We start from the raw sequence: 18,644 nt of genomic DNA, 5'->3' as shown, positions 1-18,644 counted from the left end.
CATACCCTTGTCAATGTAAGATATAGGAACTGCTTACATGCTGCGGAATGGGGAAGCGGCGGCATCCCGTGAAGAACAAGCGCAAAGAGGGAGAGGCGAAAATGAAGTGGCGAAGAATGAACTTTTTATTAAAATGGATTGTAAAAACGAAGCAATCAAAGTACACTTAATGATAATGATAATCATTTACGATTGAGGGTGTAAACTCATGACATATACCGGGAGTGAAGAGCGATGAGCAGAAATGAAGTGTTTGATGTGACCGTGATCGGCGGAGGTCCGGCCGGTTTATATTCCGCCTTTTACAGCGGACTGCGGGGAATGAAAACGAAGATTATCGAATATCAGCCGATGCTGGGCGGAAAGGTTCACGTATATCCTGAAAAAATGATCTGGGATGTCGGGGGGCTAACGCCGATTTCCGGAGCCAGGCTGATAGAACAGATCGTGCAGCAGGGGCTAACATTTCATCCTGAAGTGCTGCTGAATGAGAAAGTTGAATCGATTGCCCGCAATGAAGAAGGGTTGTTTGAGTTACATACGGCTGCCTCAGGGGTGCATCTGTCCAAGACGGTCATCGTTGCCGTGGGCGGTGGCATCCTCAATCCGCAAAAGCTTCAGATTGAAGGAGCAGAGCGCTTTGAAGTGTCCAATCTGAATTATACGGTCAAATCGCTGCAGCATTTTAAAGATAAAACGGTCATTGTATCAGGCGGCGGCAATTCGGCTGTCGATTGGGCCAACGAGCTCGAACCTGTAGCGAAAAAAGTCTACCTCGCTTACCGCAAAGATGCGCTCAGCGGGCATGAGGCCCAGGTGGATCAGCTGCTGAACAGCTCGGTGAGCTGCTTCTTCCATACACAGATTACCAAGCTGATCGCTTCGGAAGATCATGAGGTGATCGAACGGGTCGAGCTCACGAACGCTCAAACCGGTGAGGTGATGGAGCTGCCTGTCGACGAAGTGGTTATCAACCACGGCTATGAACGCGACACCTCACTGTTGGAGAACAGCCGGCTTCATATTACCAGGGTTGATGACTATTATATTAAAGGTACCGCCAACTGCCAGTCTTCCGTGCCCGGACTGTATGCGGCAGGGGATATTGTGCATTATGAAGGCAAGCTGCACTTGATCGCCGGAGCGTTTCAGGATGCGGCAAACGCGGTCAACAGCGCCAAGCGCTTTATCGATCCCGAAGCACACAAGAGTGCGATGGTGTCGTCACATAATGAGGTTTTCAAAGAGCGCAACCGTGAGCTTGTGAAGAAGATGTTCGTGTAGAAAAGGACCGCCGTGGGAGCGGCTGATTCGTCGAGGGGATCTTGGAGATATGCCAAGATTCTCTTTTTATTTAAACCAGCCTTTTTCCTTTGAACGGGTAATGGCTTCGATCCGATTTTTGACCTCAAGCTTTTCAAGAATCATTGAGATATAATTTCGCACGGTTCCGCTTTTGATGCTGAGTTCTTGGGCGATTTCTTTTGTGTTTTTTCCGTCAGCCACAAGTTCGAGCACTTCTTTTTCTCTATCTGTGAGGGGATTGGCCTCACTGTACATGTCTTCCATCAATTCAGGCGCATAGATCCGCTTTCCTTTCATGACGCTGCGGATGGCGCTCGCAAGCTCTTCGCTTGGGCTGTCCTTTAACAAATAGCCTTTAACACCTGCTTTAATGGCCCGCTGAAAGTAACCGGGGCGGGCAAAAGTGGTTAAGATAATAATGTTGCAGCCTGTATCCTTTAGTTCCTCAGCAGCTTCAAGCCCCGTTTTTCCCGGCATTTCAATGTCCATAATGCATACATCAGGCCGATGTTTTTTTGTGAAATCAACGGCATCCTGTCCGGTTGTGCCTTTGCCGACGACTTCCATATCATCTTCTAAATTCAGTAGTGATCCTAAAGCGCCCAAGAGCATCTGTTGATCTTCCGCAATAAATATACTAATCATGCAAGCCATCCTTTTTTGTTTATTTTGAGTTATTAGGAATTGACATGGTAAGCTTGGTGCCGTTTTTTGTATCAATGTGAAGGCTTCCGTTTGCAAATTCAAGCCGTTCTCTCATGCCAAGCAAGCCGTGTCCTTTTGAAAAGTACTTCTCTTCACCTTGAAACGTTCCATCGTCAGTCACTGTAATGACAACTTCCTTCCAGAGCTGCTGGATGTCAATGCGGCAGGTTTTAGCCTGACTGTGTTTGACGACATTAGTGACAGCTTCCTTTAAGCACATGCTCAATATGTTTTCATTAAGCAATGAGATATTTTCCGGCAATTTTTCTTCTTCATAGATGAACGCAATGTCGGCTGCTTCAAGAATTTGTTTGATGTTGACAATTTCATCCTTGAGCCGGATGCCTTTCATGGAGGATACAATTTTTCTGACTTCATTTAAAGAAGTTCTCGCAGTTTGCTGAACGCTTTTCAGTTCACGCGCGGCTTGATCGGGATCTTTGTAAATTAATTTTCTCGCCAAGTCGCTTTTTAAACCGATCAGAGACAGCTTTTGTCCAAGTGTATCGTGAAGGTCGCGGGCAATCCGCTGCCGCTCTTCTAATTTTACCAAATTGGCAATCCGTTCATTAGCATACTCGAGTTTTTCTTCGAGGCGTTCGCGCTCCTTGCGGTTTCTGATACTGAACGGCAATAAAATCGCGCTGATGAGAGTGATGACCACAAAAGGAATTTGTGTCAGAAAAAATTCTTTTTTTAACACGAGACTGAAGTTGGCAGCGACGGCTGCGCTTATTAAATGAACGTAATATAAAATGTGAAAAGGGGCTCGTTTTTTTATGTTCCCTATGAAATACGCGATAAAAAAAGCAAAATAAATATAGCTGAACAGCATAATCGAGGCGGTTGAAATGCCGATTAATATAAACGCCCACAAATAAATGTCCCAGCCTTTTGAAACAAACGCAAATCTGTATACCGCAAAAAATAAAAGTGTCAAAATGATGCCGACGACGATGACAAGGGTAGATGATGATTGCATGATAAAGTAGAAGGGCAGGATGAAAAATATCGTCCATATATACGGCGAGATCCCGTTAAGTTTTTGAAATGCAAAATGCTTTTTGAACATGATATAACCTCGTTTTCAGCTTTTCATCTTTAGAGTAACTTTACCATTGCCTGAGCCGGATTGCATCATCCGACAATAAATAAGGAAGCCTTCTTGTTGATATAAGAAGACCTCCTCATCGTCAGGCGTTCTTTCGCAGCTTCTGTTTTTCCGTTGAATCCTGCGGAAGAGGGGAAGATGTTTGTTTCATGTCCCGAAAGGTTACAAACTGCTTTTTTTCTTCATCCCAAAGCCGGAACGCGAGTGATTGCAGGCTTGTTTTTAAAGTGATGGTCGGGACGTTTTTTAGTGGTTCGTGCTGCTCATGTGCGATTTCAAGTTTATAGTTAGGCACCTTTGGGCTCAGATGGTGAACGTGGTGGTACCCGATATTGCCTGTAAGCCATTGAAGCAGTTTCGGTAGTTTATAAAATGAACTTCCTTCCACAGCCGCCTGAACGTAGCTCCAGTTTTCATCCGCTTCAAAATAAGAATCTTCAAATGTATGCTGAACATAAAACAGCCAAACGCCGATCGAACCTGAGATCAGAAAGATCGGACCCTGTACGAGCAAGAACGATTGCCAGCCAAAGATCAGGCAGCAAACAGCAGCCAATGCCGCGATTGCAAGGTTGGTAAGGTATGTGTTCACACGTTCCTTCCGTCTTGCACCTTTTTTGTTAAAGCGGTTTGTGATCAGAAAGACATAAATCGGTCCGAGAATAAACATGATAAACGGATTTCTGTAAAGTCTGTATGCGATTTTTGTGCGTAGAGGTGCGGCTTTATATTCGTTTACCGTCAGCAGCCAGATATCGCCTGTTCCGCGTTTATCCAGGTTGCTGCTTGTCGCATGATGAATCGAATGGCTGTGCTGCCATTGAAGATAAGGAAATAAAGTCAGAACGCCTGTCAAAAAGCCGAGAATATGGTTATGGCGCTTTTGTTTGAAAAAGGATAGATGGCAGCAGTCGTGAAAAATAATGAAAATTCTCGTCAAAAACCCTGCGGCAATCGCCGTTATTCCTAAAGTAAGGAGGTAGGAGACATCGAGGCTGAGGTAGGCAAGAAACCACAGTCCGAAGAAAGGAATAAACGTATTGAAGAGCTGAATCAGACTGTTTTTGGTATCAGGCTGGGCAAATGCAGCAACCTGTTTTGTTAACTGTTTTTGTTTGTGTGTGGTGGTTTGTTCAGTCATAGTAAAGTTATCCTCTCATAAATGGGTCTTAAGTTAAGTTTACGGTACAGAGAGATGTCTTTGTAGTAGCACACATCATGCTTCAAACATGACACTTGTCATGTTTCCTTCACCCGAATGGATAAGAAGATTGACAATGTCATGATGGGCAAATCCGTATGATGATATGGTGAATAATGGAATCTGCAAAAACGCGATGATTGATTAGTTAAACAAAGTTCTTTTACAATGATGTGATAGATGTTCATTGTTTAGTCATTTCATAAGGAGAGAATTCATATGTCACGAATGGAAAATAAAACATTTAATTGTGAGAAGGAGCTGACGCTCAACATTATCGGCGGAAAGTGGAAAATGCTGATTTTGTGGTTTTTAGGAAAAGAAGGTACGAAAAGGTTCGGAGAATTAAAAGCTTTGATGCCCGGCATTACGCAAAGAATGCTGGTGAATCAGCTGCGTGAATTAGAAGAGGATCATATTGTACATAGGGAAGTATATCCGGTTGTTCCCCCAAAAGTTGAATATTCCCTAACAAAACAAGGAGAAAGTTTAATGCCTATATTAGAGGCGATGTATGAATGGGGTAAAAATTATATAGAAACGAACTTTTCAAAAGATGATGAATAGAATGATTGACTTTAAGATACTGTTTTGGAGACAGTATCTTTTTCTATACCATATGAGGAAAAGTATAGTATGTAAAAAAAAAGTGCGTACTATTAATGGAATTTTCCCCTTGTTATACTCTTGATGTAACAAATATGAAAAGAATAATCCGCGGAATTCTTAATTCAAACAGGAGTGATTGTAAGTGGAATTACAGTTAGCATTAGATTTAGTCAATATACCGGAAGCCATCGAAGTAGTAAAAGAAGTAGAAGAATACATTGATATTGTAGAAATCGGTACGCCGGTTGTGATAAATGAAGGACTCCGTGCAGTGAAAGAGATGAAAGCCGCTTTCCCGAATTTGAAAGTGCTGGCAGACCTTAAAATTATGGATGCGGCGGGGTATGAAGTGATGAAAGCATCAGAAGCGGGAGCCGACATCATCACCATTTTAGGGGCTGCTGAAGATATGTCTATTAAAGGCGCTGTAGAAGAGGCGAAAGCGCAAGGGAACAAAATCCTGGTGGATATGATTGGGATTAAAGACATCAAATCGCGTGCTAAGGAATTGGATGAGCTTGGTGTCGATTATATTTGTGTCCATACCGGTTATGACCTTCAAGCCATTGGCCAAAATTCATTTGAAGACTTAATGACGATTAAAAATGTTGTGAAAAACGCTAAAACGGCTATTGCAGGCGGAATTAAATTAGACACACTGCCCGAAGTCGTTAAATTAAAACCTGATTTGGTTATTGTCGGGGGCGGTATTGCAAATCAAGACGATAAAGCTGCGGCAGCCGCAAAAATGAAGCAGATGATCCAATAAACATGAAGACTTATGATTATGTAAAAGCGATCATCGCAGAGCTTGATCATGCAACGTCTCAAAATCAAGCGGAAGGTATAGAAGACTTAATATCCACTATCATGTCTTCTGAAAAAGTGTTTGTTTCCGGTGCAGGCCGCTCTGGTTTAATGGGGAAATCATTTGCTATGCGATTAATGCACATGGGGATCAATGCGTTTGTAACAGGGGAAACCGTAACACCGGTATTTACCGAAAAAGACTTGCTTATCGTGGGCACGGGATCAGGGAAAACAGAAAGTTTGCTTCATATGGTGGAAAAGGCAAAAGATATCGGAGGCACTGTAGCAACAGTTACGATCTCTCCAGATTCGCCGATAGCTGAAATATCTGACCTGATACTGCAACTGCCCGGCTCCCCAAAAGATCAAACGACAGGCAATAAACAGACGATACAACCGATGGGCTCGCTTTTTGAACAGACTCTTTTATTGTATTATGACGCTATCATATTGCGAATCATGGAAATGAAAGGGCTGAATACTCATAACATGTATGGAAATCATGCCAATCTTGAATAATAGAAAATCGCCATCCGTAATCTTGGATGGTGATTTTTTTGTATGCAAATCTGTTTTTAATATATCATTTACATCTATATTATATTTTTAAAATGTGGATAACGTAAACTGGAGCAGGGACTAAATGGATATATGAAGAAAGGAGCTTATTATGCTTACAAGTTTTAGCTTGGTTGGGTTTATCCCTTTATTTGTTTTTATTATTTTCATCATATTCGTGTTGAGAAAGCTTGTCCTTTTTTAAGAAATAAGTAGATTGTTGATAAAGAAGGAGGCGGTCTTCGTAATTTCCGCCTTAACCGTATTCGATTTCATTTGACTGGAAGACAAAAAAAGCGTTTTCTGATTATGTTATTGTCATGTTTTGATGAACTATTATGTACATACTCATCTCCTAAAGAACGGGTATCAACTAATTTTTAATAATACAGACCTTATATCTTCGATACTGATAAAGCAGATGAAAAGATTATCAATTGTTGAATATATTTTGGTTATGTGTTATGTTTTTATCAAGTTAACAGACATCATTTCTTGTTATTTTGCTAACGAAATTTAAAATGATCAAAAAGGGGATAAACAAATGCCATTACTACGTTTCGATCTAATAGAAGGCCGTGATGAACAAGCATTAAAAAAATTATTAGATACCGCACACGATGCGATGGTAGAAGCGTTTAACGTTCCGGAGAAAGACCGCTATCAAATTTTCCATCAGCATCCGGCGAATGAGCTTATTATCCAAGATACAGGTTTGGGATTGAATAGATCAAAGGATCTGGTTGTGATTAGCATCACCAGTAAAACAAGAACGGAAAGCCAAAAAGAGAAATTGTACGCTTTACTTGCTGAAAAGCTTGAAGCGGAATGCGGCATTTCACCTGAAGATGTCATGGTGTCCATCACAGAAAATGGAGATGCCGATTGGAGTTTCGGCCTCGGCGAGGCGCAGTTTTTAACTGGAAAGCTGTAAGCGGGCAAAAGGAATGTTGACAGGGACATCTGAATCCCTCCAGAAAAGCTTAAGCTGCTGACGAGACGTCAGCAGCTTTTTTTCTTTATATTTCTCCGGGTTTTCGCTTATTTGCTCTTGGCCATTTGTGGTGCATCACATATTGAGTCATCGTGTTAAAAATAACCGCCCATTGGTTTTCGGTGAGCGTTCCAACCGTTTTTTCATTGTTGATTTTTAGACTTTTTCTTAAGTGTTTCATTTGACGCGGAGTAAAAATTCCGCGTAAAGCAACACAGAAAGGGGCTTGCGGCTCCTTTAGCGCATATTCGGCAAGCCCAAGAAACGCAATGTAATGTTTATGTGATAGAGGCGCGTCTTTTTTTCGTGTTATTCTGACCATTGCCGAGTCCACTTTTGGAGGGGGAGAAAAATGCTCTTTCGATATTTCTCTGACAATGCCAATATCAAACCACATTCTCCAAGCTAAAACATAGGAATTTTTAATGAATTTTGATGTGAAACGTTTAGCAGCCCCTTTTTCCATTACGATGATCCCTTTTTGAAATCCGCTTGCAGGATTGTTCAAGAGCATTTTCATGATGGGAGTTGTGATGGCATAGGGAATATTAGAGACCACCACAAACTTTTCTTTTGGTAAATGAATCTTCATGATATCTTGATGAATAATTTTCGTATTTGGATGCTGTGCTGTTTTACGTGTGAGTATAGCAACGAATTTAGAATCGTTTTCCACTGCCAATACCTTACCGGCTTTTTGACTTAGCATAGTTGTCAAAGCACCTTTTCCCGCTCCTAACTCTAAAACCGTATCGTCTATGCTAATATTTGCCCGATCCACAATTTCTTCAATTAATTTTTTATTATGCATCAAATGCTGTCCGGAAAAATTCGGATATTCCCCGCGGTTTAACTTTTTTCCTCTGTACTTATGATTTTTTTTCTTCATGTTTCCTCTTCCTCTCATCATAAAAAATCACAGGCGGTCTGCCTGTGATTCAGAGTAAAGGGAAGAGCCATCCTTTAAGGATGAATCCGCGGTATTTCCATAACCAAATAAGCCTTTCTCAGCCGTTAGAAAAAAAGGATTAAACAAAAAAGAAAGGCAGAACGATCCGCCTTTCTACAAGTTACAAATTTTATATGCAAATTGAAGATTATTAAAAAAGGACAGACTGATCCCGTTTACTCTGCATACACAAACAGAGCCTTTGAACGTATTTAATTACTGGTTCAAAGTTGGGAAACGCAGTCTCATTGAGTGTGTCATTTTTTAATAATCCTCCTGAAAAGTTAAAGTTACGATCTCATTGTAGGGCATTCTTTGGAAAACGTCAACGGCTGGAATTTTCTTCTCCTTACGAATATCGCAGGGGTTAACCAGGCAGTGTTAAGAATAGGAGTCTGCTAACATTGAAATTATAGATGTGATTGTCTATAATTCAAAATACAAATCGTAATATTTATGATTTGTAAATAACTCATAGAAAAGTGGTGCAATAACATTGAATCAGTCATTCGCATTCTCACGGCATCGCAGACTGCGCTCAACACCGGGTATCCGGGATTTGGTAAGAGAAAATCGGCTTTCCGCTGACGATTTCATATATTCTCTGTTTGTCTAAGAGGAAAAGCGGTCAAAAACAACCCCTTTCTGCTTGTTAAAATGTTTCACATAATAAATATAAATGATATGCAGAGGAAATTTAGTTTTTATCAGACTTAGAAACAAAACAGACGCTAAAAAAGATGAGGATCATGATGTACCGTTTATGGAGAGCAAAAAACAAATAAAGTTGATTTGTATTGATTAGATGAAGCGAAAGAGCATGATAATGGAATCAAAGAAATGAATTTAATTTACAGAGGGAAGTGAAAGCATGGATTTTGAAACGGTTATGAAGGAACTTGAAGCGCTGGGTACGGAAAATATGAAAAAAAGATACATAACGAATGGTGCACACGAACCGCTTTTTGGTGTGGCGACAGGCAAAATGAAGCCGCTCGCAAAGAAAATCAAGAAAAATCAGCCTTTGGCGGAGCAGCTTTACGCTACCGGGAACTACGATGCCATGTATTTTGCCGGCATTATTGCTGACCCAATCACAATGACTGAAGCGGATTTTGAGCGGTGGATCGATGAGGCGTATTTCTATATGCTATCTGATTATGTTGTTGCAGTAACTTTGGCAGAAACCGATTTTGCACAGGCTGTTGCTGATAAATGGATCTCAAGCGGTGAAGAGCTTAAAATGTCGGCAGGCTGGAGCTGTTACTGCTGGCTTTTAGGTAATCGACCGGACGATGAATTTAATGTGACCAAAATTGCCGGTATGCTTGATCAGGTGGAACAGGCGATTCACGATTCTCCGGATCGAACAAAATCGGCTATGAATAACTTTATCTACACAGCCGCGATTTCATATTTGCCGCTTCATGAAAAGGCGGTTGAAACCGCAAAAGCAGTAGGCCCGGTCGAACTCAGGCGAGGCAAGAAAAAAGGCAGTATCCTGAACGCTTCCAAAAATATTCAAATGGATATTGATAGAGGCCGTCTTGGTTTCAAACGGAAATATGTAAGGTGTTAGCACAGTCTGCAGTGAAATTTCTAAAAATAAATAGGGAGTGGAACATGGAAAATAACGTTTTTGAACAGATGGCAAAACGATATGATACAGAAGAAAGAATTGAATTAGCAAAAGTGATCGTGAATGAAGTAAGACAGGAATTGAGAAATAGTCAATCAAAATCTTTAATCGACTATGGGAGCGGTACGGGTCTCATTAGTTTAGAATTATCAGATTTAGTACATTCTATTTTGTTGGTCGATTCATCAAAACAAATGCTGGAGGTGGCTAATGCTAAAATTTCTCGCAAAGGAATTGCCAATGCAAAAGTGCTTTATTCAGATTTTACCGAAGAAACTCCTGAACTGAAGGCAGACATCGTTTTAATGTCACTCGTCCTTCTTCATATTCCGGATACGGATAAAATTTTACAAGAATTGTTCGGTGTTTTAAATAATGGCGGAAAGCTCATGATTATTGATTTTGACCAAAACGATAAAATTCAACATCCGAAAGTTCACAGCGGCTTTTCGCACGAAGAATTGAAAAAAAGATTATCCGATGTTGGATTTAAATCAACTGAAATGAAGACATTCTATCACGGCCATCGTATTTTTATGAATCAAGATGCTTCAATGTTTATATCCAGCAGCATAAAGTGATTTCTTGTTTTTTGAAAAGAAATAGCGGAAGCCGGAAAACGATCCGGCTTTTTCTGCTTTCTATTTCTTCAAATAAGGCCGAAAGGGCCGGCGACGACTTCTTTTTCTCTGCCGTCCAGGGTGTTCATTTTTTTAAGCTCTGTGCCTGAGCTGGATAGTGTCAATGGCGTTCTCCGATCCAGAGAACCTCGATGAGCGAAATTTCGTTTACTACTAGAATTTATCCGTTTCCTGAGCGAAAAAGAAGTGAGCGGTTTTAAACTTAAACAATAAAGCTATTAATAGAGATGATATACGAAAACGAAATATCATGCTCGGGTTAGGAGATTTTCAAAAAGTCCTTGATTTCGATTCAAGGGACTTTAAATGTGAGGCGATTTCTTCAATAAAGTCGGATTTCAATCTTGGCCCATCAAAAAACGGAATCGTCACTTTTAATGATGAACTAGAGCTTATTAATAATGACAGTTAATTTATAATTAACATGTCTGTTTAAGTTGATCAAAAACTGATCTAATGATTCATTGGATGGGAATTTGCATTCCAGGAGATAACAGCCGTCTCCGCTGATTTTATAATTGTTGATGACATATTCATCTTGTGTTTTGATAAAGGATAAATAGGATTGATGATGTGTACTTTTGGTATAGATATTGAGCATCGCGTGAACAGTATAACCCATCTTTTTTTCATTTACTTTAATTGTATACCCCTCAATCACTCCGTTATCTTCTAATTTTGCGACCCTGGCGGCAGCTGCTTGTCCTGTCAAATGGACTTTTCCGCCCAGCTCTTTCATCGTAATTCGGCTGTTTTTAGACAGTTCCTCCAAGATCTGCATATCCGTTTGATCTAACATAGCATTCAAATCCTTTCAAAAATCAAGTTAATCGGCAAAAAAGAGTGATTGATTCTATGCATTCTCGTCAATGAGTGACATTGTAAACTATACGGAGATAAAAGAAAAAGAGAGGTGTCTCATGAACGGTTCTCATACTCAGTTCGACTGGAACTTCAAGATTAACACTCCAACTATTATGGGGGCATCCCTTCAGGCAATGAGCAACCTTCTGGCGGCATGTCCGAGTCGCCCGTTGAGGAGGCCGGCGGCGAGGTGGCCATAAGTGGGTAGGGACGCATCAAGAGGATCTTCCAAAGCGGATCACCACTTCAGCGTAATTTCGGCGCCTGCGAAATCACCTCACTAACCGAGAGAGGTTTATCTCAAAGTGTGTCATCGAGCAATTGATGCCTTTTTTATTGTCATTACACTCCATTTAAAAGAGTTTTTTAAGCTTATTTTTATATATAATATACGGTCTTTCCAAAACAAGTCAAACGGTCAAAAGATCAAAACGGCGAACACTTAAAAAGGCGGCTAAGCCCTAAAACCTTGACCAGGCAAAATATCAAGCAATGGCTTGGTCTCTTTTTTCATGAAAACAATAAATTTGAAGCCGACATGATAGCGGCGCCTGGCTGCTCCTTACCACTTCTCATTTAAAACAGTGGCCTATTGATCAATAACAATCGGCAATTATAGAGTGATCTACTCGTTTACTCTCCAGAAACCCACCAAGAAAAACAACAGCTTTTCTCTTGTGAATTGATATATGAGAGGGCTCATGATAAGCGTATTCGTACATAGATGAATTAAAGCATATACAAAATCCCCTGTTGAACTTGCTTCATTTAATCATTATCTTTATCCAAAATTCAGGCTATATTTAAGCTTGCTTTGCATCCATGAATACATTCTTTCAAAATTCAAGTCAAACGGCCAAAAGACTTGATTTAATCCATGTATTTGATAATTGAGTGTAGGTAAACTATAGGTATATCAAAGAAAAGGAGTTTTACACATGAACATTCAACAAATTCGTAATGCCACGCTTATTGTCGAATATGCAGGCAAAAAGTTTTTAATAGACCCAATGTTGGCTGAAAAAGGTGCTTATCCTCCATTCCCAAATGCGCCAAGGCAAGATCAAAACAACCCTTTAGTTGAATTGCCAACGTCTGTCGACAATATTATCAATAAGATTGATGCTGTTATTGTTACTCATTTACATTATGACCACTGGGATGAAGCTGCTAAAGAGGTATTGCCGAAAGATATCAAGTTGTTCTCCCAAAATGAAGAAGATGCAACAGAAATACGAAATGCCGGCTTTAAAAATGTCGAGGTTTTAACAAAAGATACGGTCTTTGAAGGTATTCACTTAATCAAAACCAAAGGTGAACACGGAAGAGGAGAAGTTTTAAAACTTGCAGGACTTGTATGCGGCGTAGTGTTCAAACACGAAAGCGAGAAAACGTTATATGTAGCCGGAGATACCGTATGGTATGAGGGGGTTCAGGAAGAAATTGATACACATCAACCTGAAATCATTGTCGTAAACGGCGGAGATAATCAATTCTATGAAGGCGGTTCGCTTATCATGGGTAAAGAAGATATCTATGAAACGCATAAGGCTGCCCCAAATGCAAAAATTATCGTGAGCCACATGGAAGCTGTCAACCATTGGGGATTATCCAAAGAAGAATTAAAATCCTTTATTCATGAAAAAGGAATCTCTTCTCATGTTTTAGTACCTGAAGATGGCGAATCATACTCATTTTAAATTCAAACAGAGAAATATTTAAATGAAGGAGACGAGCATTCATGATGTCCATTGAAAATAATAAAGAATTGGTTCGTCGTTACTTTGAAATAATTGAACAAGAAAAGTATGAGGAATTGAAAGACTTTTGCCATAAGGACTTTGTATTCTATCCGCAATTAGATACACCGTTTCCGGGTGTAGAGGGTTTAATTGAATCAGAAAAGAAAAATTTTGATGCTTTCCCAGGTTTCAAAATGCCAATTCAAGCGATGGTAGCTGAAGGAGACCTAGTAGCCGTTTATTTTATATTTGAAGGTAAGCACACAGGTATCCCATTTGCTGGAGTTCCTGCAACGGGAAAAAACGTTAAATTCTCTCTTATGATGTTGTTACGTATTGTTAACGGTAAAATTATTGAGCATAGATCTCATGTGGATGTGCATGATATTCTCCGTCAGCTTAGCGGTAATGCTTAATATAAAGTACAGTAAAACTTTTTCTTATCTTTTTTCTTAGAAGACTCCTTTTTTAAGGGGCTTCTTTTATATATCGATGTCAACTAAAAGGAGTGTTTGTTGTGAAAACAAATGTTAAGATTGCTTGGAAGAATGGTGTCAATGGGAACGGTTCTCTTAAAACAGAATTCCTGAATACAAACATTGCGATTCCTGCTGAATTCGGCGGTAGTGGAAATGGAGCCTCTCCCAAAGAAATTCTTGTAGCATCTGCAACAGCTTGTTTTACATCTGTTCTTATCTCTATGATCGAATCAAGCGATCTTCCTGTCATTGATGTGGCGGTTGATTCTGAAGGGCTTAACTCTGAAGATGAATTTAAAATCATTCATCACCCTCGTTTCGTTTTATCCGGGAATAAGACAGAAGAACAAATTCAAACAGCAAACCGCCTATTTGCAATCGCTGATAAAGGATGCGCCATTGGGAATTTGCTGAAAAAAGCTGGTGTCAAAATTGAGATTCAAGGAGAAATCTTAGCGAAATAAATCGAATCATGGTTTCGATAGATAACAAGTTTTAAAGGATCGCTTATTATACTTCCCTTTCTTTACAGGAGCCTAAAATTTGATTTATCCTCAGCAGTTCAGTATATTATACGCATAGGGGTATATGTATGTTATGGGAGATATTCTTCCAGTAGAATAGGCTGTTTTGTACAAAAAGTCATCACAGGCTGGATTCTTAACGAATATGACAGAAATGCAGGACAGTTCATATCCGCATAGTAACGGTTTCGCGAAACTGTTGATAAAAATGATATGCTATCATCAAAATGGGAGGTAATCTGATGGAATACGATGATCAATTAAAAAATAGGATTAAACGAGTTGAGGGTCAAGTTCGAGGGATATTAAAAATGATGGATGAAGGAAAAGAGTGCAAAGAGCTTGTAAGCCAAATGTCAGCGGTTCGTTCTGCATTAGATCGCGCCATTGGTGTTGTTGTCAGCAGCAACTTGGAGAAATGCGTTCGCCTTCAAATCGAAAGAGGAGAAGATACCGAAGACCTCATTCAAGAAGCCGTTAATTTATTGGTTAAAAGCAGATAATGTTTAGATGGCTGTTGTTTATGATACAGCCTCTATATACCCCTGGTTAAAAGAAAAATTTTTTGCTGTTTTTATACCCTCTAGGGTATAAAAAAGCTGACTTATATTTTTTTAGTTTATTATATACCCATGCGGGTATAGGTATATAAAATAGGAGAGTTGATCTATGTCAGACCAAAAAGAAAAAACGACCATTGTTTTATTTAGCGGTGACTTAGATAAGGCGATTGCCGCTTTTATTATTGCTAATGGAGCCGCTGCTTACGATCATGAGGTAACAATTTTTCATACATTTTGGGGCCTTAACGCTTTAAGAAAAGATGAACCGGTGCCGGTAAAGAAAGGGCCGCTTGAAAAAGCATTCGGTTTTATGATGCCCCGGGGTTCAAAGAAATTAGGATTATCTAAAATGAATTTTGCCGGTATCGGGCCTAAAATGATCAAACATGTCATGAAAAAGCACGGCGTATTATCTTTGCCTCAGCTGATTGAAATGGCCCAAGAACAAGGAGTAAAGCTTGTTGCCTGTACAATGACAATGGACTTGTTAGGCTTGCAAAAAGAAGAACTTATCGATGGTATTGATTATGCAGGAGTTGCCGCATATCTCGGGGATGCCAACGAAGCAAAAGTGAATTTATTTATATAACGGTCTCCAAATTAAACGGTGCTTTAAGGAATATGGTTGCCGGAGCGATCAAATGGAACCGTGATACAGAAAATGAGTATGGAGGGATGATTGATGAACATCAAATCTGACCGCGTGTTAGATGCAAAGGGGCTTGCTTGTCCAATGCCCGTTGTAAAAACGAAAAAGGCCATCAATGAGTTAGAACCGGGGCAGGTAATTGAAGTGCATGCTACTGATAAAGGGTCTCTTGCTGATATACAGGCATGGGCAAAAGGAAGCGGCCACCAGTATCTCGGGACGACAGAAGACGGAGATATATTAAAGCATTTTCTTCGTAAAGCAGGTCACTCGGAAATAAAGAAAGAAAAAACGTTTCCTTATGTGATTCAAAATGAAGAACTTCAAAAAAAGGTAGAGGCGGGAGAACGGATAACAGTCGTTGATGTTCGGGAACCTGCAGAATACCGTCTCGGCCATATTCCAGGAGCGATTTCAATCCCATTAGGTGAACTTGAAAAAAGAGCAAATGAACTGAATAGAGACGGGAAAATGTACGTTGTTTGCCGTACAGGTAATAGAAGCGATCTGGCAGCTAAACAGCTTGCAGCTAACGGCTTTAAAGACGTTGAAAATGTGGTGCGGGGAATGGAGGAGTGGTCAGGGCCTATTGAAAAATGATCAATAAATTGAACGGCTGCAAAAGTTGCGACCATTGCAACATGATGGCAATGAGATGCTAACAATCTAAGGAGGTTTAGAAGTGGACTTTACAATCATTTCACCAAAAGAAGTAACCGAAAAGCTATTAAGAAAAGAATCGTTTTTTATTTTAGACGTACGAAATAAAGATGCCTTTAGTGATTGGAAAATCGAGGGCAGCCGGGTTGAACATTTAAATGTTCCGTATTTTGATTTAATTGATGGTGTAGATAAGATTGCAGGCCAAGTTCCTAAAGATCAAGATGTTTTAGTGGTTTGTGCCAAACAAGGGTCTTCAGAGATGGTTGCGCAGCATTTAGTAGATACCGGTTTTGAAAGAGTTTTTGCGCTTGAAGGCGGCATGAAGGCGTGGAGCGAATTTTTAAATCCGGTCAAAATCGGAAACTTGAAAGAAGGAGGCTCAATCTATCAATTCGTAAGAATGGGGAAAGGCTGTTTATCCTATTTTATTGAGACTGACGGAGAAGCAATGGTAGTGGACCCTGCTCGTACTGTAGACGCATATATAGATTTTGCAAAAGAGAGAAACGTTACAATTAAACATGTGGTCGATACACATTTACATGCGGATCATATTTCTGGCGGACGTTTACTGCGTGAGCGTACAGGAGCCGCATACTACCTGCCGCCAAAAGATGCAGAGGAAGTGCAATTTTCGCATGAACCGTTAATTGAAGGTCATGATGTTTCGATAGGAAACACAAGCATGAAAGTGGAGCCTATCTACTCACCGGGCCATACGATTGGAAGCACATCTTTAATTGTTGATAATCACTATTTGTTTACAGGAGATATTTTATTTGTTGAATCAATCGGCCGGCCAGACTTAGCTGGAAAAGCCGGGGACTGGGCAGAGGATTTACGTAACACGTTGCATGAAAAATACAAACAAATATCAGGTGACTTGATTGTTCTTCCAGCTCACTTTTCGACAGTCAGTGAATTAGGCAGTCAAGGGCAGGTTCAAGCTAAGCTGAGTGATGTATATAAAAAGAATGCCGGTTTAAATCTGGATGAAAATGAGTTCAGACGTGCTGTATCAGAAAACCTGCCGCCACAGCCAAATGCCTATCGGGAAATTCGGCAAACCAACATGGGCAGAATAATGCCGGATGCTGACAGACAAAGTGAGATGGAAATTGGACCAAACCGTTGTGCGGTTCATGGATGAATATAGATTTGAAGATAGGGAGAGATAAAACATGAAATCAGATAAAGTCATAGATGCTAAAGGATTCGCGTGCCCGATGCCAATTGTGAAAACAAAAAAAGCGATGGATGAATTGCAATCCGGAGAAGTGTTAGAAGTACATGCCACTGATAAAGGGGCAAAAAGTGATCTGACAGCATGGGCGAAGTCAGGCGGCCATGAGTTGCTTAAAAGTACTGAGGAAGATGGTGTACTAAAGTTTTGGCTTAAAAAAGGTTAAGGTGATAAAAGGGGGGACTATTCCCCTTTTTATTGAAGGAAAGGGGGAAAGCCGGTGGACATCTCTTTTATTCTTCTCATATTTTTCATCGGATTTGTCGGTTCTTTTATGTCCGGAATGCTTGGTGTCGGCGGGGCAATTATTAATTACCCTCTATTATTATATATTCCTGTGTTATTAGGGTTTACAGGGTTTAATGCTCACCAGGTTTCAGGTATTGTCGCAGCCCAGGTTTTTGTTGCAACATTTTCCGGTGTATGGGCTTACCGGAAAGGCGGTTACTTAAATAAAGAACTGATCTCCATCATGGGATTAAGTATTTTGATCGGCAGTCTGATCGGTGGTTATGGGTCACATTTTTTCTCTGAAGACGCCATAAACCTGGTTTACGGATTATTGGCGATTATCGCTGCCATCATCATGTTGATTCCAAAGACAGGAACAGAAGCTCATCAAAGTGATCACGTTCGCTTTCCAAAGATATTAACCTCAATCATGACTTTTGCAGTCGGTTTGACTTCGGGTATAGTCGGTGCGGGCGGAGCTTTTCTGCTTGTTCCGCTCATGTTGGTCGTTTTAAAAATACCTACACGAATCACAATCGCAACATCGCTCGCAGTTACATTTATTTCATCGGTTGGAACAACAGCCACAAAGCTTATATTCGGACAGGTGCCCATTTTGCCGGCTTTGATTGTAATGGCTGCCAGTCTAATTGCATCCCCGATCGGTGTTTTCATTGGCAAGAAAATGAATGTCAAAGTTCTTCAAGGTATTTTGATATTCGTTATTTTGCTTACAACAGTGAAAATTTGGGTTGATATCTTCCGTATTTAAGGATTTCTGTATGATCCGTTTTGAAGGAGGGATTGGATGAAAGAGATTACAGAGCTGACTTCAATGGTGGCAATTGAGAAGTTTATAACCGGTCATAAATTAAGTTTTATATATATATCAAGACCTCAATGCACAGTCTGTCACGCTGTTCTGCCTCAGCTTAGAGCACTGTTGGCCCGCTTTCCAAAGATCAAATTAGGACATATAAATGCTGACATAGTGGAGGAGGTTGCCGGAAGGTTTTCAGTTTTCACAGTTCCTGTGCTTCTTTTGTTTATTGAGGGAACCGAATGTCTAAGAGAAGCGCGTTTTGTTCATTTTGAGCAGCTTGAACAAAAGTTAAAAAGAGTCTATCAGTTGTATGAGGAATAGATAGCTAAGGGAGGGTCCAT

24 protein-coding genes are annotated in these 18,644 nt (G+C 40.3%); 18 read left to right on the top strand and 6 right to left on the bottom strand.

What is annotated here, in order from left to right:
• Positions 1 to 234 precede the first annotated feature (234 nt).
• Entirely contained in the window at positions 235 to 1,284 is a 1,050-nt protein-coding gene (locus MKZ04_RS09480; RefSeq protein WP_020452334.1) for an NAD(P)/FAD-dependent oxidoreductase, read from the top strand.
• 66 nt (positions 1,285 to 1,350) lie between these two features.
• On the opposite strand, the gene desR is transcribed toward MKZ04_RS09480, so the two are convergent.
• The 3 genes from desR to desE form a co-directional block, all read right to left on the bottom strand.
• The gene (gene desR / locus MKZ04_RS09475) at positions 1,351 to 1,950 is read right to left on the bottom strand and encodes a two-component system response regulator DesR (RefSeq protein ID WP_043926574.1); all 600 of its coding nucleotides are present in this window, start codon (positions 1,948 to 1,950) and stop codon (positions 1,351 to 1,353) included.
• 19 nt (positions 1,951 to 1,969) lie between these two features.
• Entirely contained in the window at positions 1,970 to 3,082 is a 1,113-nt protein-coding gene (locus MKZ04_RS09470) for a sensor histidine kinase (RefSeq protein ID WP_021837602.1), read from the bottom strand.
• Positions 3,083 to 3,203: 121 nt separating this feature from the next.
• Complete coding sequence (desE, locus tag MKZ04_RS09465; protein WP_035338410.1) at positions 3,204 to 4,262, bottom strand: fatty acid desaturase DesE; 1,059 nt, start codon at positions 4,260 to 4,262, stop codon at positions 3,204 to 3,206.
• 279 nt (positions 4,263 to 4,541) lie between these two features.
• On the opposite strand from desE, the gene MKZ04_RS09460 reads away from it, so the two are divergent.
• From MKZ04_RS09460 to MKZ04_RS09445, 4 genes are all read left to right on the top strand, one after another.
• Positions 4,542 to 4,889, top strand: a complete 348-nt coding sequence (locus MKZ04_RS09460; protein WP_003183789.1) for a winged helix-turn-helix transcriptional regulator — start codon at positions 4,542 to 4,544, stop codon at positions 4,887 to 4,889.
• A 184-nt stretch (positions 4,890 to 5,073) separates the two neighbouring features.
• Positions 5,074 to 5,700: a 3-hexulose-6-phosphate synthase gene (gene hxlA, locus MKZ04_RS09455; RefSeq protein WP_003183787.1), complete on the top strand. Its 627-nt coding sequence runs from the start codon at positions 5,074 to 5,076 to the stop codon at positions 5,698 to 5,700.
• A gap of 2 nt (positions 5,701 to 5,702) precedes the next feature.
• A complete protein-coding gene (gene hxlB, locus MKZ04_RS09450) occupies positions 5,703 to 6,260 on the top strand; it encodes a 6-phospho-3-hexuloisomerase (protein WP_328066768.1) in 558 nt (185 codons plus the stop codon).
• A 583-nt stretch (positions 6,261 to 6,843) separates the two neighbouring features.
• Positions 6,844 to 7,233 (top strand): tautomerase family protein, encoded by a 390-nt coding sequence (locus MKZ04_RS09445; RefSeq protein WP_341045761.1) that lies wholly within the window; start codon positions 6,844 to 6,846, stop codon positions 7,231 to 7,233.
• An 85-nt stretch (positions 7,234 to 7,318) separates the two neighbouring features.
• On the opposite strand, the gene MKZ04_RS09440 is transcribed toward MKZ04_RS09445, so the two are convergent.
• Both MKZ04_RS09440 and MKZ04_RS21810 read right to left on the bottom strand, forming a co-directional pair.
• A complete protein-coding gene (locus tag MKZ04_RS09440) occupies positions 7,319 to 8,182 on the bottom strand; it encodes a 23S rRNA (adenine(2058)-N(6))-methyltransferase Erm(D) (protein WP_003183781.1) in 864 nt (287 codons plus the stop codon).
• 276 nt (positions 8,183 to 8,458) lie between these two features.
• Positions 8,459 to 8,503, bottom strand: coding sequence for an erythromycin resistance leader peptide (locus MKZ04_RS21810; RefSeq protein WP_105980607.1), 45 nt, complete (start codon positions 8,501 to 8,503; stop codon positions 8,459 to 8,461).
• Positions 8,504 to 8,738: 235 nt separating this feature from the next.
• On the opposite strand from MKZ04_RS21810, the gene MKZ04_RS09435 reads away from it, so the two are divergent.
• The 3 genes from MKZ04_RS09435 to MKZ04_RS09425 all read left to right on the top strand — a co-directional run bounded on the left by MKZ04_RS09435 (position 8,739) and on the right by MKZ04_RS09425 (position 10,462).
• On the top strand, positions 8,739 to 8,858 hold the full coding sequence (locus MKZ04_RS09435; protein ID WP_315897772.1) for a hypothetical protein: 120 nt from the start codon (positions 8,739 to 8,741) through the stop codon (positions 8,856 to 8,858).
• A gap of 255 nt (positions 8,859 to 9,113) precedes the next feature.
• Positions 9,114 to 9,821 (top strand): DNA alkylation repair protein, encoded by a 708-nt coding sequence (locus tag MKZ04_RS09430; protein WP_145654299.1) that lies wholly within the window; start codon positions 9,114 to 9,116, stop codon positions 9,819 to 9,821.
• Between the two features lie 44 nt (positions 9,822 to 9,865).
• Entirely contained in the window at positions 9,866 to 10,462 is a 597-nt protein-coding gene (locus MKZ04_RS09425) for a class I SAM-dependent methyltransferase (protein WP_145654298.1), read from the top strand.
• A gap of 445 nt (positions 10,463 to 10,907) precedes the next feature.
• Here MKZ04_RS09425 and MKZ04_RS09420 read toward each other — a convergent pair whose 3' ends face one another.
• Positions 10,908 to 11,321 carry an Lrp/AsnC family transcriptional regulator gene (locus tag MKZ04_RS09420; RefSeq protein ID WP_023855303.1) on the bottom strand — a complete coding sequence of 138 codons (414 nt, stop codon included), beginning with the start codon at positions 11,319 to 11,321 and terminating at the stop codon, positions 10,908 to 10,910.
• A 1,003-nt stretch (positions 11,322 to 12,324) separates the two neighbouring features.
• On the opposite strand from MKZ04_RS09420, the gene MKZ04_RS09415 reads away from it, so the two are divergent.
• The 10 genes from MKZ04_RS09415 (at position 12,325) to MKZ04_RS09370 (ending at position 18,624) form a co-directional block, all read left to right on the top strand.
• Complete coding sequence (locus MKZ04_RS09415; protein ID WP_023855300.1) at positions 12,325 to 13,086, top strand: MBL fold metallo-hydrolase; 762 nt, start codon at positions 12,325 to 12,327, stop codon at positions 13,084 to 13,086.
• Positions 13,087 to 13,127: 41 nt separating this feature from the next.
• Positions 13,128 to 13,544 (top strand): ester cyclase, encoded by a 417-nt coding sequence (locus tag MKZ04_RS09410; protein WP_039072876.1) that lies wholly within the window; start codon positions 13,128 to 13,130, stop codon positions 13,542 to 13,544.
• Positions 13,545 to 13,645: 101 nt separating this feature from the next.
• Positions 13,646 to 14,071: an OsmC family protein gene (locus tag MKZ04_RS09405; RefSeq protein ID WP_186440059.1), complete on the top strand. Its 426-nt coding sequence runs from the start codon at positions 13,646 to 13,648 to the stop codon at positions 14,069 to 14,071.
• A 302-nt stretch (positions 14,072 to 14,373) separates the two neighbouring features.
• Entirely contained in the window at positions 14,374 to 14,634 is a 261-nt protein-coding gene (locus MKZ04_RS09400; protein WP_009327831.1) for a metal-sensitive transcriptional regulator, read from the top strand.
• Between the two features lie 166 nt (positions 14,635 to 14,800).
• The gene (locus tag MKZ04_RS09395; protein WP_341045753.1) at positions 14,801 to 15,283 is read left to right on the top strand and encodes a DsrE/DsrF/DrsH-like family protein; all 483 of its coding nucleotides are present in this window, start codon (positions 14,801 to 14,803) and stop codon (positions 15,281 to 15,283) included.
• A gap of 93 nt (positions 15,284 to 15,376) precedes the next feature.
• Positions 15,377 to 15,943, top strand: coding sequence for a sulfurtransferase TusA family protein (locus tag MKZ04_RS09390; protein ID WP_341045752.1), 567 nt, complete (start codon positions 15,377 to 15,379; stop codon positions 15,941 to 15,943).
• Between the two features lie 82 nt (positions 15,944 to 16,025).
• Complete coding sequence (locus MKZ04_RS09385) at positions 16,026 to 17,156, top strand: MBL fold metallo-hydrolase (RefSeq protein WP_341045750.1); 1,131 nt, start codon at positions 16,026 to 16,028, stop codon at positions 17,154 to 17,156.
• A gap of 31 nt (positions 17,157 to 17,187) precedes the next feature.
• On the top strand, positions 17,188 to 17,415 hold the full coding sequence (locus MKZ04_RS09380) for a sulfurtransferase TusA family protein (RefSeq protein ID WP_341045748.1): 228 nt from the start codon (positions 17,188 to 17,190) through the stop codon (positions 17,413 to 17,415).
• A gap of 54 nt (positions 17,416 to 17,469) precedes the next feature.
• A complete protein-coding gene (locus MKZ04_RS09375) occupies positions 17,470 to 18,252 on the top strand; it encodes a sulfite exporter TauE/SafE family protein (RefSeq protein WP_341045746.1) in 783 nt (260 codons plus the stop codon).
• A gap of 36 nt (positions 18,253 to 18,288) precedes the next feature.
• Positions 18,289 to 18,624, top strand: coding sequence for a thioredoxin family protein (locus MKZ04_RS09370; protein WP_023855295.1), 336 nt, complete (start codon positions 18,289 to 18,291; stop codon positions 18,622 to 18,624).
• Positions 18,625 to 18,644 lie beyond the last annotated feature (20 nt).

The sequence above is a fragment of the Bacillus sp. FSL W7-1354 genome (assembly GCF_038002405.1).
Taxonomy (GTDB): Bacteria; Bacillota; Bacilli; order Bacillales; family Bacillaceae; genus Bacillus; species Bacillus paralicheniformis.
The sequence above is the reverse complement of the archived record's forward strand: the minus strand, read 5'-3'. Positions and strand labels throughout refer to the sequence as shown.

Excerpts from the sequence above, each read along its gene's own strand:
- MKZ04_RS09480 (WP_020452334.1), top strand. The coding sequence starts at position 235 with ATGAGCAGAAATGAAGTGTTTGATGTGACCGTGATCGGCGGAGGTCCG.
- desR (WP_043926574.1), bottom strand. The coding sequence starts at position 1,950 with ATGATTAGTATATTTATTGCGGAAGATCAACAGATGCTCTTGGGCGCT.
- MKZ04_RS09470 (WP_021837602.1), bottom strand. The coding sequence starts at position 3,082 with ATGTTCAAAAAGCATTTTGCATTTCAAAAACTTAACGGGATCTCGCCG.
- desE (WP_035338410.1), bottom strand. The coding sequence starts at position 4,262 with ATGACTGAACAAACCACCACACACAAACAAAAACAGTTAACAAAACAG.
- MKZ04_RS09460 (WP_003183789.1), top strand. The coding sequence starts at position 4,542 with ATGTCACGAATGGAAAATAAAACATTTAATTGTGAGAAGGAGCTGACG.
- hxlB (WP_328066768.1), top strand. The coding sequence starts at position 5,703 with ATGAAGACTTATGATTATGTAAAAGCGATCATCGCAGAGCTTGATCAT.
- MKZ04_RS09445 (WP_341045761.1), top strand. The coding sequence starts at position 6,844 with ATGCCATTACTACGTTTCGATCTAATAGAAGGCCGTGATGAACAAGCA.
- MKZ04_RS09440 (WP_003183781.1), bottom strand. The coding sequence starts at position 8,182 with ATGAAGAAAAAAAATCATAAGTACAGAGGAAAAAAGTTAAACCGCGGG.
- MKZ04_RS09430 (WP_145654299.1), top strand. The coding sequence starts at position 9,114 with ATGGATTTTGAAACGGTTATGAAGGAACTTGAAGCGCTGGGTACGGAA.
- MKZ04_RS09425 (WP_145654298.1), top strand. The coding sequence starts at position 9,866 with ATGGAAAATAACGTTTTTGAACAGATGGCAAAACGATATGATACAGAA.
- MKZ04_RS09420 (WP_023855303.1), bottom strand. The coding sequence starts at position 11,321 with ATGTTAGATCAAACGGATATGCAGATCTTGGAGGAACTGTCTAAAAAC.
- MKZ04_RS09415 (WP_023855300.1), top strand. The coding sequence starts at position 12,325 with ATGAACATTCAACAAATTCGTAATGCCACGCTTATTGTCGAATATGCA.
- MKZ04_RS09410 (WP_039072876.1), top strand. The coding sequence starts at position 13,128 with ATGATGTCCATTGAAAATAATAAAGAATTGGTTCGTCGTTACTTTGAA.
- MKZ04_RS09400 (WP_009327831.1), top strand. The coding sequence starts at position 14,374 with ATGGAATACGATGATCAATTAAAAAATAGGATTAAACGAGTTGAGGGT.
- MKZ04_RS09395 (WP_341045753.1), top strand. The coding sequence starts at position 14,801 with ATGTCAGACCAAAAAGAAAAAACGACCATTGTTTTATTTAGCGGTGAC.
- MKZ04_RS09390 (WP_341045752.1), top strand. The coding sequence starts at position 15,377 with ATGAACATCAAATCTGACCGCGTGTTAGATGCAAAGGGGCTTGCTTGT.
- MKZ04_RS09380 (WP_341045748.1), top strand. The coding sequence starts at position 17,188 with ATGAAATCAGATAAAGTCATAGATGCTAAAGGATTCGCGTGCCCGATG.
- MKZ04_RS09370 (WP_023855295.1), top strand. The coding sequence starts at position 18,289 with ATGAAAGAGATTACAGAGCTGACTTCAATGGTGGCAATTGAGAAGTTT.